This is a genomic window from Pseudomonas sp. MT92 (genome assembly GCF_058792515.1).
In genome coordinates this window covers 135364-149383 of sequence record NZ_JBXAFA010000001.1, presented here as the reverse complement: position 1 = coordinate 149383, position 14020 = coordinate 135364, and the positions used below count along the sequence as shown (strand labels likewise).

Here is a 14020-nt window from a genome sequence, read left to right as displayed (position 1 = left end):
TACATGCACGCTTTGCAAGCCAAGATCCTCGACCCCCGCATCGGTACCGAATTTCCGTTGCCGCAATACGCCACACCGGGCTCCGCCGGCCTCGACCTGCGCGCCATGCTGGAGCAGGACATCGTGATCAAACCGGGTGAAACCGTGCTGATCCCTACCGGCCTGTCGGTGTACATCGGCGATCCGAACCTCGCCGCGCTGATCCTGCCGCGCTCCGGCCTGGGCCATAAGCACGGTATCGTGCTGGGCAACCTGGTGGGTCTGATCGACTCTGATTACCAGGGCCCGCTGATGGTTTCTTGCTGGAACCGTGGCCAGACCGACTTCACCATGGCGGTGGGCGAGCGGCTGGCGCAACTGGTGCTGGTACCGGTGGTGCAGGCACATTTCGAGATGGTCGAAGAGTTCGTCGAGACCCAGCGCGGTACCGGCGGTTTCGGTCATTCCGGTAGCCATTGATCCGATAGAGGATTTCTGTGGCGAGAAAGCGCTCTCGCCACGGATTTCAAACGGCCCCAACAGTAAGGTTGCCCGCCCAAAATCAAGGCATGGGCCAACCCGTTAGCCGCTGACTTCGGCAAGATGGCCTTTTCGCACCACGAACTCTCTGTGGAAAACGCCGTCATACCCTTCAGTTTGAGTCTGCCGAGTCACTCGCAGGCAGGTCCAACCACATTCGAGATGGAGTTTCCCCAGATGAGCACCCCGGCCCAAATTGCCCCCAAGTTCCCAGACAGCATCTTCCGCGCCTATGACATTCGCGGCACCGTCCCGGAATTTCTGAACGCAGAAACGGCCTACTGGCTCGGTCGCGCCATCGGTGCACAGAGCCTCGCGCAGGGCGAACCCAACGTATCCGTTGGCCGTGACGGTCGCCTGTCCGGCCCGGAGCTGGTGGAAAAATTGATTCAAGGCCTGGCCGAAAGCGGTTGCCACGTCAGCGATGTCGGCCTGGTGCCAACGCCAGCGCTGTACTACGCCGCCAATATCCTGGCCGGCAAATCCGGCGTGATGCTGACCGGAAGCCACAACCCGTCGAACTACAACGGTTTCAAGATCGTCATCGCCGGCGATACCTTGGCCAACGAACAGATCCAGGCGCTGCACGACCGCCTCAAAAACAACGACCTGAGCAGCGGCAAGGGCAGCATCACCAAAGTCGAGATCCTCGACCGTTACACCACCGAAATCGTCCAGGACGTCAAACTGGCCCGTCGCCTGAAAGTGGTCGTGGACTGTGGCAATGGCGCGGCCGGTGTGATCGCTCCGCAATTGATCGAAGCGTTGAACTGCGAAGTCATTCCGTTGTTCTGCGAAGTCGACGGCAACTTCCCGAACCACCATCCGGATCCGGGCAAGCCTGAAAACCTCGTTGACCTGATCGCCAAGGTCAAGGAAACCAACGCTGATATCGGCCTGGCCTTCGACGGCGATGGCGATCGCGTGGGCGTCGTGACCAACACGGGCAGCATCGTCTATCCGGACCGCCTGCTGATGCTGTTCGCCCGCGACGTGGTGGCGCGCAACCCGGACGCGGAAATCATCTTCGACGTCAAATGCACCCGTCGCCTGATCCCGCTGATCAAGGAGTACGGCGGCCGTCCGCTGATGTGGAAGACTGGTCACTCGCTGATCAAAAAGAAAATGAAACAATCCGGCGCCCTGCTGGCCGGCGAAATGAGCGGGCATATCTTCTTCAAGGAGCGCTGGTTCGGTTTCGACGACGGCATTTACAGCGCCGCGCGGCTACTGGAGATCCTCAGCAAGGAAAAATCATCGGCCGAAGAGCTGTTCGCGACCTTCCCGAATGATATTTCTACGCCGGAAATCAATATCCATGTGACCGAAGAGAGCAAATTCAGCATCATTGATGCACTGCACGACGCGCAGTGGGGCGCAGGCGCCGACCTGACCACCATTGACGGCGTGCGAGTCGACTATGCCAAAGGCTGGGGCCTGGTTCGCGCATCCAACACCACACCGGTGCTGGTGCTGCGTTTCGAGGCCGATGACGAGGCTGAATTGCAGCGCATCAAGGACGTCTTCAAAGTCCAACTGAAGCGTGTTGCACCTGATCTCCAACTACCGTTTTGATTTATTGAAGCACCGGAGCCCTGAATGACCCTCGAACGCGAAGCCGCCGCCAACACCGCCAAGGTCCTGTCCGAAGCGCTGCCTTACATTCGCCGCTACGTCGGCAAGACACTGGTGATCAAATACGGCGGCAACGCGATGGAAAGCGAGGAGCTGAAAACCGGCTTCGCCCGCGACATCGTGCTGATGAAAGCCGTGGGTATCAACCCGGTGGTCGTTCACGGTGGCGGCCCGCAAATCGGTGATTTGCTCAAGCGCCTGTCGATCGAAAGCCATTTCGTCGATGGCATGCGCGTCACCGACGCCGCGACCATGGACGTTGTGGAAATGGTTCTCGGTGGCCAGGTCAACAAGGACATCGTCAACCTGATCAACCGCCATGGCGGCAGCGCCATCGGCCTGACCGGTAAAGACGCCGGGCTGATCCGCGCGAAGAAGCTCACCGTCACTCGCCAGACGCCGGAGATGACCCAACCGGAAATCATCGACATCGGTCAGGTGGGCGAAGTGGTCGGGATCAACACCGAACTGCTGAACCTGCTGGTCAAAGGCAACTTCATTCCGGTGATCGCGCCTATCGGCGTCGGTGAGAACGGCGAGTCTTACAACATCAATGCTGACCTGGTGGCCGGTAAAGTCGCCGAAGCGCTGAAAGCCGAGAAGCTGATGCTGCTGACCAACATTGCCGGCCTGATGGACAAGTCGGGCAAGGTCCTGACCGGCCTGAGCACTCAGCAAGTCGACGACCTGATCGCCGATGGCACTATCTACGGCGGCATGTTGCCGAAGATCCGTTGCGCACTGGAAGCGGTTCAGGGCGGCGTCGGCAGCTCGCTGATCATCGACGGTCGCGTGCCGAATGCGATCCTGCTGGAAATCTTCACCGATACCGGTGTGGGCACCTTGATCAGCAATCGCAAGCGTCACTAAGCGATCGCGCAAATAAAAAGACCCTGCTCAGCCTGGCTGAGCGGGGTCTTTTTTTGTTTGCGATCCTTGTAAGAGCGAGCCTGGGATTGCGCTTAGACGCCGAACTGGGCGCGGTAAGCCTCTACCGCCGGCAAGTGCTGCTTGAGCTGTGGATCGTCGGCCAGGAATTCCAATACCTGATTCAGCGAAACGATGCTGATCACCGGAATGCCGAAGTCGCGCTCCACTTCCTGAATCGCCGACAGCTCGCCGTTGCCACGCTCCTGACGGTTCAGGGCAATCAACACGCCAGCGGCCTTGGCGCCTTCCTGAGACGCGATGATCTGCATCACTTCACGGATGGCGGTGCCAGCGGTGATCACGTCGTCGATGATCAGTACGTTACCGGTCAATGGCGCGCCGACCAGGCTGCCGCCTTCGCCGTGGGCCTTGGCTTCCTTGCGGTTGAAGCACCAGGGCAGGTCACGGTTGTGGTGCTCTGCCAACGCCACGGCGGTAGTCGCCGCCAACGGGATGCCTTTGTAGGCCGGACCGAACAGCACATCGAAGGAAATACCGCTCTCGGCAATGGCCGCGGCGTAGAAACGCCCCAGCTGCGCCAGGGCAGCACCCGTATTGAACAGGCCCGCATTGAAGAAGTAAGGACTGGTACGCCCGGACTTCAGGGTGAACTCACCGAAGCGCAAAACGCCGCGATCGATGGCAAAACGAATGAAATCGCGTTGATACGCTTGCATGGAAAAACCCCAAATACCACGGATTTAGCTAATTAGCTTGACGCCGTGTATCATACACGCACGCGATTTTTGGGGCCATTTATGCGGATCATCAGTGTGAACGTCAATGGTATTCAGGCAGCAGTCGAGCGTGGTTTGCTCAGTTGGCTGCAAGCACAGAATGCCGACGTCATCTGCCTGCAGGACACCCGCGCCTCCGCCTTTGAACTGGACGATCCAGCCTTCCAACTGGATGGATACTTCCTTTATGCCTGCGATGCCGAAGTCCCCGCCCAAGGTGGCGTGGCTTTGTATTCGCGGCTGCAACCGAAGGCTGTCATCAGCGGTCTTGGTTTCGAGACGGCCGACCGCTACGGGCGCTACCTGCAAGCCGATTTCGACAAGGTCAGCATCGCGACCTTGCTGCTCCCTTCAGGGCAGAACGGCGATGAAGACTTGAACCAGAAGTTCAAGCTAATGGACGACTTCGCCCGTTATCTCGATAAACAGCGACGCAAACGTCGCGAGTACATTTATTGTGGCTCGTTGTACGTAGCGCAACAGAAGCTGGATATCAAGAACTGGCGCGACAGCCAGCAATCCCCGGGCTTCCTGGCACCTGAACGTGCCTGGATGGACGAGATTGTCGGCAACATGGGCTATGTCGATGCCCTGCGCGAAGTCAGCCGTGAAGGCGATCAGTACAGCTGGTGGCCGGATAACGAACAAGCCGAAATGCTCAATCTCGGTTGGCGTTTCGACTATCAGCTGCTGACCCCGGGCCTGCGTCGTTTCGTACGCAGCGCACGCTTGCCGCGCCAGCCGCGCTTCTCGCAACACGCGCCGCTGATCGTGGACTACGACTGGACGCTGACCATCTAAGCGTTGTGCCGAATGAAAAATGCCCGTATCGCAAGATACGGGCATTTTTTTGCATCATCGGCGGTGTTCGGCTCTTCAGGCAGCGGCGAAGATCGGCAACGCAAGGTACGACTTGATCACGATCACATTAATGATGTCGATGAAGAAAGCTCCCACCATCGGCACCACTAGAAACGCTATCTGTGAAGGTCCGTAACGCTGAGTCACCGCTTGCATGTTAGCGATCGCCGTTGGCGTGGCGCCCAGCCCGAACCCGCAGTGTCCTGCTGCCAGCACTGCGGCATCGTAGTTGCCGCCCATGACCCTGAAGGTCACGAACATCGCAAACAGCGCCATGACCAGCGTTTGCGCCGCCAGGATAATGAAAATGGGCAAAGCCAGTGCGGCCAGGTCCCAAAGTTTGAGTGACATCAGCGCAATCGCCAGAAACAGCGACAAGCTGACATTACCCAGCACGGAAACTTCACGCTCAAACACCTGATACAAGCCAAGCGCTGAAAGCCCGTTGCGTAAAACCACACCCACGAACAAGACACAAACGAACGTTGGCAGCTCGAAGGCCGTGTCTTTCAGCAGGCCGTTCAGGAGTGAACCCACCAGCAAGCTGACGGCGATCAGGGCGAGCGTCTCGATAAACGAAAATGGCGTGATCGAGCGCTCTTTGTTCGGCTGCTCGAAGCCCTTTGGCATCCCTGGCTTTGCTTGCTCGAGACCAGGTACCTGGACACGGTTGATGAGCAGGCGAGCGACCGGCCCCCCAATCAATCCGCCCAGCACCAGGCCAAACGTTGCAGAAGCCATCGCAAGCTCGGAAGCAGAAGCCAGACCATACTTCTCACTGAACGTCGCGCTCCACGCAGCGCCTGTACCGTGCCCACCCGCCAGCGTAACGGAGCCTGTCAACAGGCCCATCAACGGATCGAGCCCCAACGCCGTTGCGAGACCGATGCCCATGGCATTCTGAACCACCAGAAGCCCGATAACCGCCAGTAGAAAAACCCCCACTACGCGCCCGCCTTTCTTCAAGCTGGCGAAGTCTGCACTCAAGCCAATGGTCGCAAAAAACGCCAACATCAAGGGTGTTTGCAGCGAGGTATCAAATCGAACTTCAATGTCCAGGCTTCGCAAGGCCAGAAGAACCAGAGCAACCAGCAGACCGCCTGCTACAGGCTCAGGGATATTGTAGGTGCGTAAAAAACCAACGCGCGTGACAAGTCCGCGCCCCAGTAACAGCACCAGGGAGGCAGCCACAAGTGTTCCGTAAAAATCGAGCTGAAGCATTGTGATAATTCATTTACATATATTCAGGGGCGAACTTTTTACCTGGACTCGCCTCTTGAACAGGTTGATATATCAACGCTGATTAATTGAGATTCAAGTACCGTCAATGGTTTGAATATATCGAAATATTTCTTGATGAATATTACTTGGCGCAACCTTATCAACCACGCAGCCCCATTGCCAAGCAGACAGGCCGTGATGAAGCCTTGCAGTTGTGACTAAACGTGTAAGACGAATCCATACAAGTGTGTGAGAAAATTTCTGCAGCGCCTGAATTCCGTAATGGCAACTGTTACACACAACTTGAAACATTCAGCTGCACTTAGAATAGCCAACACCCCGAAATTGAAGCATTGACTTAAATCGGGAAAGACGACCGAGTAAAGTCGACTTCTCTGGACAACAACTTGCGCCTACAGGGGACGGGTTGCTTATTTGATCAGACGCCAGGTGAACGGATACCGATAAGGCACCCCTTCATTGGCCTTCACGCCAGCAATGATCGTCAGCACTAACGCACCGATCGCGATCAAACCAAACAGGAAGAACCCGATGATGACGACCATCAGCAGGAAGCAAATGGCAGATGCAATAGCAACGGTCAGCTGAAAGTTCAGCGCCTCCTTGCCTTGTGCATCGACAAACGGGTCCGTCTCGCGCTTCATCTGCCAGAGAATCAACGGCCCGATCAGCGTACCGAACGGAATCCAGATCCCCAGCAAGGCGGACAAGTGACAAAACATCGCCCACTGCCGAGCCTCTTTGCTCGGGGTGGGAAGCAGTTGCTGTTCATCACTCATGGCGTCCTCCTTGCCTTGGATTATTCCGGTTAGTCGGCCAGCGCAGCCTTTTGCAGGTCGAAGATTTCGTTCATGCCTTTCTTCGCCAGCTCGAGCATGGCGTTCAGCTCCTCAGGCTGGAACGGCGCGCCTTCGGCAGTGCCCTGGACTTCGATGAAGCCACCGGTACTGGTCATCACCACGTTCAGGTCGGTCTCGGCAGCCGAGTCTTCCAGGTAATCGAGGTCAAGCACTGGCTCGCCCTGATACATACCCACCGAAACGGCACCGATCATTTGTTTGAGCGGGTCGCCGCCTTTGAGGCCGCCGCGCTTCTTGATCACTTTCAAGGCATCGACCAAGGCAACCATGGCGCCGGTGATGGACGCGGTGCGGGTGCCGCCGTCGGCCTGGATCACGTCGCAGTCGACGTACAGGGTGACGTCGCCCAGCTTGGACATGTCCAGTGCTGCGCGCAGGGAACGGCCGATCAGGCGCTGGATTTCCAGGGTACGGCCGCCTTGCTTGCCGCGACTCGCTTCACGCTGGTTACGCTCGCCGGTGGCACGCGGCAGCATGCCGTATTCGGCGGTCAACCAGCCTTGGCCCTGACCTTTGAGAAAACGCGGCACGCCGTTTTCCACGCTGACGGTGCAGATGACTTTGGTATCACCGAACTCGACCAGTACAGATCCCTCGGCGTGTTTGGTGTAGTTGCGGGTAATGCGGATCGAGCGGAGCTGATCGGCAGCGCGACCACTTGGACGTTTCATAAGGGATACCTGTACGGGGACGGAAAACTGCGGAGCATTATAGAGCCGACGGCCACCGCTGGGCACTTCTAAAAAAATCCTCCGACGACCGAAGGCTCTGAACAGCCCATCGCCGGAGCGTTGCCGCCATTTGTGACAGCCTGTGTTTGGGCGCATCCGCGCCACTGCGCTACAATCCTGCGCCTTTGCTGCCAGTCGGCTTAAATTCATTGATATCGGATGACCGGAATCGCTGTTCCGGCCGATCTGCATTGCGAGGTACCTCCATGGTGCACAGCATGACCGCCTTCGCCCGCGTCGAAAAAGCCGGCGTTCAGGGCACCCTGAGCTGGGAACTGCGCTCGGTCAACAGCCGCTACCTGGAACCCCATTTGCGTCTGCCCGAGTCTTTTCGTGACCTCGAAGGCGCCGTTCGCGAAGCGCTGCGCCAGGGCGTGTCCCGAGGCAAGCTCGAATGCACCCTGCGCTTCACCGAAGAAAACACGGGCAAACCGCTGCAAGTCGATCAGGCGCGCGCCGCGCAATTGGTCGCCGCCGCCGAGACGATCGCCAGCCTGATCAAAAATCCGGCAGCGCTGAACCCCCTCGAAGTCCTGGCCTGGCCCGGCGTGCTGGTAGGCGATGCCACCGACCCGCAAGCGCTGAACGCCGAAGCACTGGCACTGTTCAACCAGGGCCTGAAAGAACTCAAGGCCGGTCGCGAGCGCGAAGGCGCAGAGCTGGCGCGGTTGATCAACGAGCGCCTGACCTCCATTGAAGAAGACGTGGTGACCTTGCGCGAACTGGTCCCGCAGATGCTCGCCACCCAGCGCCAGAAAGTCCTCGACCGCTTCGCCGACATGAAAGCCGAGATGGACCCGCAGCGCCTGGAGCAGGAAATGGTCATGCTCGCGCAAAAAAGCGACGTCGCCGAAGAACTGGATCGCCTGAGCACTCACATCATCGAAGTTCGCCGGGTACTCAAGTCCGGTGGCGCTGCCGGGCGGCGCCTGGATTTCCTGATGCAGGAACTCAACCGCGAAGCCAACACACTGGGCTCCAAAGCCTTCGACCCGCGCAGCACCCAGGCTGCGGTCAACCTCAAGGTGTTGATCGAGCAGATGCGCGAACAAGTGCAGAATATTGAGTAAGGCATTCCCGACATGACCCACAGCACCGGCACCCTGTACATCATTTCCGCCCCTTCGGGCGCGGGCAAAAGCAGCCTGGTCAAGGCCCTGACCGACGCCGATCCGGAGATCCGCGTCTCGATCTCCCACACCACCCGTGCCATGCGCCCCGGTGAAGTGAACGGCGTGAACTACCACTTCGTCGAACGCAGTGAGTTCGTGAAGATGATCGAACACGGGGATTTCCTCGAGCGCGCCGAAGTCTTCGGCAACCTCTATGGCACCTCGCAAAGCCACCTGCAGCAGACCCTCGACGAAGGCCACGACCTGATCCTGGAAATCGACTGGCAGGGTGCCGAGCAAGTGCGTCAACTGATGCCCAAGGCCCGCTCGATCTTCATTTTGCCGCCATCGCTTCAGGCCCTGCACCAGCGCCTGACCAACCGTGGCCAGGACAGCGACGAGATCATCGACGGCCGGATGCGCGAAGCTGTCAGCGAAATGAGCCACTACGTCGACTACGACTACCTGATCATCAACGACGATTTCGCCCACGCACTGAACGACCTGAAGGCGATTTTCCGCGCCAATCAGCTGCAGCAGAAACGCCAACAACAGCGTTTTGGCAAGTTGCTGGCTGAATTGCTCGACTAATCAGCTCTTCCCAAAACCGCTGCAAGGGCTTTACATTGGCACTTGCAGCGCGTTGAAGGGCTTGGTCAAAAATCAGCGCTTCCCTAATCGCTGGTGATTTTTTAAACTGTTGAGTCCGCTCGCCCATCCGGGCAGCGCGCATATTGCATTTGCTACGAGGAAGACCATGGCCCGCGTAACCGTTGAAGACTGCCTAGAACACGTGGATAACCGCTTTGAGCTGGTCATGCTCTCTACCAAGCGTGCCCGTCAACTGGCCACCGGCGGCAAAGAGCCGAAAGTAGCCTGGGAAAACGACAAGCCTACCGTCGTCGCCCTGCGTGAAATCGCTGAAGGCCTGATCGACTACGCAGCTATCGCCGAAGCCGAAATCGTTGAAGATGAACCGCTTTTTGCTGCATTCGAGGACGAGTCCAACGAGGCCGTCTAAGCCTATGCCTGGTCGACGTAGCACGGCGCGGGATCACAGCTTGCGGCAGGAGTCATCATGCCGAGCATAGACGCCCTCGCCGATCGCTTATCGACCTACCTCGGCAAGGACCAGGTCAACCTGGTCCGCCGGGCGTATTTCTACGCCGAACAAGCCCACGACGGCCAACGCCGCCGCAGTGGCGAGGCGTACGTGACGCACCCTCTCGCGGTGGCGAATATTCTTGCCGAAATGCATATGGACCATCAGAGCCTGATGGCAGCCATGCTGCATGACGTGATCGAAGACACCGGTATCGCCAAGGAAGCACTGCAAGCGCAGTTCGGTGAAACCGTGGCCGAATTGGTCGACGGGGTCAGCAAACTGACCCAGATGAACTTCGAGACCAAGGCCGAAGCCCAGGCTGAAAACTTCCAGAAAATGGCCATGGCCATGGCGCGCGACATTCGCGTGATCCTGGTCAAGCTGGCCGACCGCCTGCACAACATGCGCACGCTGGAAGTGCTGTCCGGCGAAAAACGCCGTCGCATCGCCAAGGAAACCCTGGAAATCTATGCGCCCATCGCCAATCGGCTGGGCATGCACGCCATCCGCATAGAGTTCGAAGACCTCGGCTTCAAGGCCATGCACCCGATGCGTTCCGCGCGAATCTACCAGGCGGTCAAGCGCGCCCGGGGCAACCGCAAGGAAATCGTCAACAAGATCGAGGAATCCCTCAGCCACTGCCTGGCCATCGATGGCATTCAGGGCGAGGTCAGCGGTCGGCAGAAACACCTCTACGGCATCTACAAGAAAATGCGTGGCAAGCGCCGGGCCTTCAACGAGATCATGGACGTCTACGCGTTCCGGATCATCGTCGACAAGGTCGACACCTGCTATCGCGTTCTGGGTGCTGTGCATAATTTGTACAAGCCGCTGCCGGGTCGCTTCAAGGATTACATCGCAATCCCCAAGGCCAACGGCTATCAGTCGCTGCACACGACGCTGTTCGGCATGCATGGCGTTCCGATCGAGATCCAGATCCGCACCCGCGAAATGGAGGAGATGGCCAACAACGGCATCGCCGCCCATTGGCTGTATAAATCCAGCGGCGACGAGCAGCCAAAAGGCACTCACGCCCGCGCGCGTCAATGGGTCAAAGGCGTACTGGAAATGCAGCAGCGCGCCGGCAACTCGCTGGAATTCATCGAAAGCGTGAAGATCGACCTGTTCCCGGACGAGGTCTATGTGTTCACGCCCAAAGGCCGGATCATGGAGTTGCCCAAGGGCTCCACGGCAGTCGACTTCGCCTATGCGGTGCACACCGACGTCGGCAACAGCTGCATTGCCTGCCGGATCAACCGTCGACTCGCACCGCTGTCCGAACCCCTGCAAAGTGGCTCCACGGTCGAAATCGTCAGTGCTCCGGGCGCGCGTCCGAACCCGGCGTGGCTCAACTTCGTGGTCACCGGCAAGGCGCGCACGCACATCCGCCATGCACTGAAACTGCAACGCCGCTCCGAGTCCATCAGCCTGGGCGAACGCCTGCTGAACAAAGTCCTCAACGGCTTCGACAGCACGCTGGAGAAAATCCCGGCCGAGCGCGTCAAGGCGATGCTCACCGAGTATCGCCTCGAGCTGATCGAAGACCTGCTGGAAGACATCGGCCTGGGCAATCGCATGGCCTACGTCGTCGCCCGTCGCCTGCTCGGCGAAGGCGAACAGCTACCGAGCCCGGAAGGCCCACTGGCGATTCGCGGCACAGAAGGCCTGGTGCTCAGCTACGCCAAGTGCTGCACGCCGATCCCGGGCGACCCGATTGTCGGCCACCTGTCCGCGGGCAAAGGCATGGTCGTGCACCTGGACAACTGCCGCAACATCAGCGAAATCCGCCACAATCCGGAAAAATGCATCCAGCTCTCGTGGGCCAAGGATGTCACCGGCGAATTCAATGTCGAACTGCGCGTCGAGCTGGAACACCAGCGTGGCCTGATCGCCCTGCTGGCCAGCAGCGTCAACGCGGCCGACGGCAACATCGAAAAAATCAGCATGGACGAACGCGATGGTCGCATCAGCGTGGTCCAACTGGTGGTCAGCGTGCACGACCGCGTGCACCTAGCCCGCGTGATCAAGAAACTGCGCGCCCTGACCGGAGTGATCCGCATCACCCGGATGCGCGCCTAAGCCACCCATTACAAGGAGTCATCAATGACCAAGACCGTTATCACCAGCGACAAGGCCCCGGCCGCCATCGGTACTTACTCCCAGGCGATCAAGGCTGGCAACACCGTTTACATGTCGGGTCAGATTCCTCTGGACCCAAAAACCATGGAACTGGTTGAAGGCTTCGAAGCCCAGACCGTCCAGGTCTTCGAGAACCTCAAGGCCGTGGCTGAAGCCGCCGGTGGTTCATTCAAGGACATCGTCAAGCTGAACATCTTCCTCACCGACCTGAGCCACTTCGCCAAGGTCAACGAGATCATGGGCAAGTACTTCGACCAACCGTACCCAGCCCGCGCCGCCATTGGCGTAGCAGCCCTGCCAAAGGGTTCGCAGGTTGAAATGGATGCCATTCTGGTCATCGAGTAATGCGTCCGGCGCAGCCTCTGGCTGCGCCGACTGCTCTGCTGTAAGGAAAGCTTGATAGGATTCCACCATGCGCAAAGCGCTTGCTCTCTCGCTGCTCGCCCTGTTCTTGGGCGGTTGTGCCAGCAACCCTGCCGACCGTGATATCAGCGGCACCTGGATCAATCAGGCGGCGATCGATACTGCATCCAAAGGCGTCCCCCTGCGTGAGGCGCTCCAGACCTATGGCCCGAACCTGGAATGGAACGTCAACACCAAGGCCGGTCAGGCCCGCTACACCAATGGCTTTGAAAATGTCGAAGGCAAGATGCTGGGCGAAGAGTCCGGCGCCTGGAAAATCGACTTTTATGGCAGCTCGGCCAGCGAGTTGAAACGTGACGGCAAGCAACTTAGCCAGTCCGCCAGCGACAACGAGCCGGCGCAAGTCTTCGACCGCGCACTGATCCCGGTACCGGAGGGCGCACCGATTGGCGCCAGCTTCGAACGCGCGCTGTATTCGGCTTACATGGGCGGTAACTGGAAAATCGTCAGCGGTCCGGGTGAAGGCAATACCGTGCAGTTCCAGGCCGACGGCCAGGTGACCGGTTTGCCGAACACTGATCGCTACGCGCTGTGCCTGGCTGGCGATTGTGCGTCGATGAGCGGCGGCAATGACAACATGTGGCTGCAACTCAACGGGCAAGGAAATGCGTGGATCTTTACCCGTAAAGGCAAAGAACTGGAAATCTTCCAGACCGTGAACACCGCACAGGCAGACGAGATGCCTTCGTTCACGCCGGGTGATCGCAAGTGGCTGCTCGAGAAGCAGTAAACAATACACAAACACCTGAGGGAGCGAGCTTGCTTGCTCCCTCAGGTGTTTGTGAAGCCTGAACGTCAGCAGCGCCCTTCAAGAATCGCGGCATACCCTTCGCGAAAACTCGGATACTTCGGCACCCAGCCCAAGGCTTTTGCCCGCGCATTACTGCAGCGTTTGCTTCCGGTGCGGCGCACGCTGGCATCGTCGGCCCATTCGGTCACACCCAGATACTCGCGTAACCAACCCACCACATCCGCCAACGCTGCGGGCGCGTCATCGACGCCGATATAGACATCCTCCAACGCCACGCCACGTCGAGCGGCCTCAAGCAAAAACGCCATCAACCCTGCAGCGTCATCGGCATGGATCCGATTGGCATACAACGGCGGATCGACCGCCACGCGATAGCCTCGGCGCACCTGGGTCAGCAACCACTCGCGGCCCGGACCATAAATACCGGTCAACCGCACAATACTGGCCGGGATGCCGCTCTTAAGGGCAATCTGCTCGGCTTCGAGCATCACGCGACCGGAATAGCCCGCCGCCACCACTGGCGAAGTCTCGTCAACCCACTCGCCCTCCTGCTGCCCATAAACACTGCTGCTGGAAACGAACAACAAGCGTTCAGGAACCTGCCCATAGTCGTCCAACCAGCCCAGAACGTGTTGCAAGCCCTGGACATAAGCAGCCCGGTAGCCGGCTTCATCGTGATCGGTAGCGGCCGCGCAATACACCAGGTAGTCCACAGCACCGATTGGCCAGGTGGCCGGACAGTCCTCATTGAACAAGTCGCCCGCAACGCCGATGACACCCTCGGGCAAACGTGAAATGTCACGCCGCAGGCCATGAACCTCCCACCCCAAAGCCAACAATTGCGTGGCCAGACGACTGCCGACATCACCGCAACCGGCGATCAGAACAGAAGGTGCGGACATCAAAAAAACTCCTCTCGGAAACGGATAAGCTAGCGCCGACAGTGGACGAGCGGTTAGCAATTCAGGAAAAAAA

General features: G+C 58.8%; 14 protein-coding genes and 1 pseudogene. 10 read left to right on the top strand and 5 right to left on the bottom strand.

The window, feature by feature from the left end:
- Nucleotides 1–3: 3 nt before the first annotated feature.
- The 3 genes and pseudogenes from dut (at nucleotide 4) to argB (ending at nucleotide 3024) form a co-directional block, all read left to right on the top strand.
- On the top strand, nucleotides 4–459 hold the full coding sequence (gene dut / locus AC1Q6D_RS00705) for a dUTP diphosphatase (RefSeq protein ID WP_047535088.1): 456 nt from the start codon (nucleotides 4–6) through the stop codon (nucleotides 457–459).
- Nucleotides 460–690: 231 nt separating this feature from the next.
- Nucleotides 691–2094 (top strand): annotated as a pseudogene (locus AC1Q6D_RS00700) (phosphomannomutase/phosphoglucomutase); the annotation flags it as partial.
- Nucleotides 2095–2118: 24 nt separating this feature from the next.
- Nucleotides 2119–3024 (top strand): acetylglutamate kinase, encoded by a 906-nt coding sequence (argB, locus tag AC1Q6D_RS00695; protein ID WP_047535093.1) that lies wholly within the window; start codon nucleotides 2119–2121, stop codon nucleotides 3022–3024.
- A gap of 92 nt (nucleotides 3025–3116) precedes the next feature.
- On the opposite strand, the gene pyrE is transcribed toward argB, so the two are convergent.
- Nucleotides 3117–3761 carry an orotate phosphoribosyltransferase gene (gene pyrE / locus AC1Q6D_RS00690; RefSeq protein WP_047535097.1) on the bottom strand — a complete coding sequence of 215 codons (645 nt, stop codon included), beginning with the start codon at nucleotides 3759–3761 and terminating at the stop codon, nucleotides 3117–3119.
- 81 nt (nucleotides 3762–3842) lie between these two features.
- Between pyrE and crc the strand changes: the two genes are divergently transcribed.
- Nucleotides 3843–4622 (top strand): catabolite repression control protein Crc, encoded by a 780-nt coding sequence (gene crc / locus AC1Q6D_RS00685; RefSeq protein WP_003176915.1) that lies wholly within the window; start codon nucleotides 3843–3845, stop codon nucleotides 4620–4622.
- 75 nt (nucleotides 4623–4697) lie between these two features.
- Here the strand turns inward: crc and gltS are convergent, their stop codons facing one another.
- The 3 genes from gltS to rph all read right to left on the bottom strand — a co-directional run bounded on the left by gltS (nucleotide 4698) and on the right by rph (nucleotide 7455).
- Nucleotides 4698–5903, bottom strand: coding sequence for a sodium/glutamate symporter (gene gltS, locus AC1Q6D_RS00680; RefSeq protein ID WP_103402937.1), 1206 nt, complete (start codon nucleotides 5901–5903; stop codon nucleotides 4698–4700).
- A 431-nt stretch (nucleotides 5904–6334) separates the two neighbouring features.
- Nucleotides 6335–6703, bottom strand: coding sequence for a DUF4870 domain-containing protein (locus AC1Q6D_RS00675; protein ID WP_103402938.1), 369 nt, complete (start codon nucleotides 6701–6703; stop codon nucleotides 6335–6337).
- Between the two features lie 29 nt (nucleotides 6704–6732).
- Nucleotides 6733–7455: a ribonuclease PH gene (gene rph, locus AC1Q6D_RS00670; RefSeq protein WP_047535109.1), complete on the bottom strand. Its 723-nt coding sequence runs from the start codon at nucleotides 7453–7455 to the stop codon at nucleotides 6733–6735.
- A gap of 266 nt (nucleotides 7456–7721) precedes the next feature.
- Here rph and AC1Q6D_RS00665 point away from each other — a divergent pair, with 266 nt between their 5' ends.
- From AC1Q6D_RS00665 to AC1Q6D_RS00640, 6 genes are all read left to right on the top strand, one after another.
- Nucleotides 7722–8585: a YicC/YloC family endoribonuclease gene (locus AC1Q6D_RS00665; protein ID WP_103402939.1), complete on the top strand. Its 864-nt coding sequence runs from the start codon at nucleotides 7722–7724 to the stop codon at nucleotides 8583–8585.
- Nucleotides 8586–8597: 12 nt separating this feature from the next.
- Nucleotides 8598–9218: a guanylate kinase gene (gmk, locus tag AC1Q6D_RS00660; protein WP_047535114.1), complete on the top strand. Its 621-nt coding sequence runs from the start codon at nucleotides 8598–8600 to the stop codon at nucleotides 9216–9218.
- A 166-nt stretch (nucleotides 9219–9384) separates the two neighbouring features.
- A complete protein-coding gene (gene rpoZ / locus AC1Q6D_RS00655; protein ID WP_007921129.1) occupies nucleotides 9385–9648 on the top strand; it encodes a DNA-directed RNA polymerase subunit omega in 264 nt (87 codons plus the stop codon).
- A 57-nt stretch (nucleotides 9649–9705) separates the two neighbouring features.
- A complete protein-coding gene (spoT, locus tag AC1Q6D_RS00650) occupies nucleotides 9706–11811 on the top strand; it encodes a bifunctional GTP diphosphokinase/guanosine-3',5'-bis pyrophosphate 3'-pyrophosphohydrolase (RefSeq protein ID WP_103402940.1) in 2106 nt (701 codons plus the stop codon).
- A 24-nt stretch (nucleotides 11812–11835) separates the two neighbouring features.
- Entirely contained in the window at nucleotides 11836–12216 is a 381-nt protein-coding gene (locus tag AC1Q6D_RS00645) for a RidA family protein (RefSeq protein ID WP_003229509.1), read from the top strand.
- A 67-nt stretch (nucleotides 12217–12283) separates the two neighbouring features.
- Nucleotides 12284–13024 carry a hypothetical protein gene (locus tag AC1Q6D_RS00640; RefSeq protein WP_103402941.1) on the top strand — a complete coding sequence of 247 codons (741 nt, stop codon included), beginning with the start codon at nucleotides 12284–12286 and terminating at the stop codon, nucleotides 13022–13024.
- Nucleotides 13025–13089: 65 nt separating this feature from the next.
- On the opposite strand, the gene AC1Q6D_RS00635 is transcribed toward AC1Q6D_RS00640, so the two are convergent.
- A complete protein-coding gene (locus AC1Q6D_RS00635; protein WP_103402942.1) occupies nucleotides 13090–13947 on the bottom strand; it encodes an SDR family oxidoreductase in 858 nt (285 codons plus the stop codon).
- Nucleotides 13948–14020 lie beyond the last annotated feature (73 nt).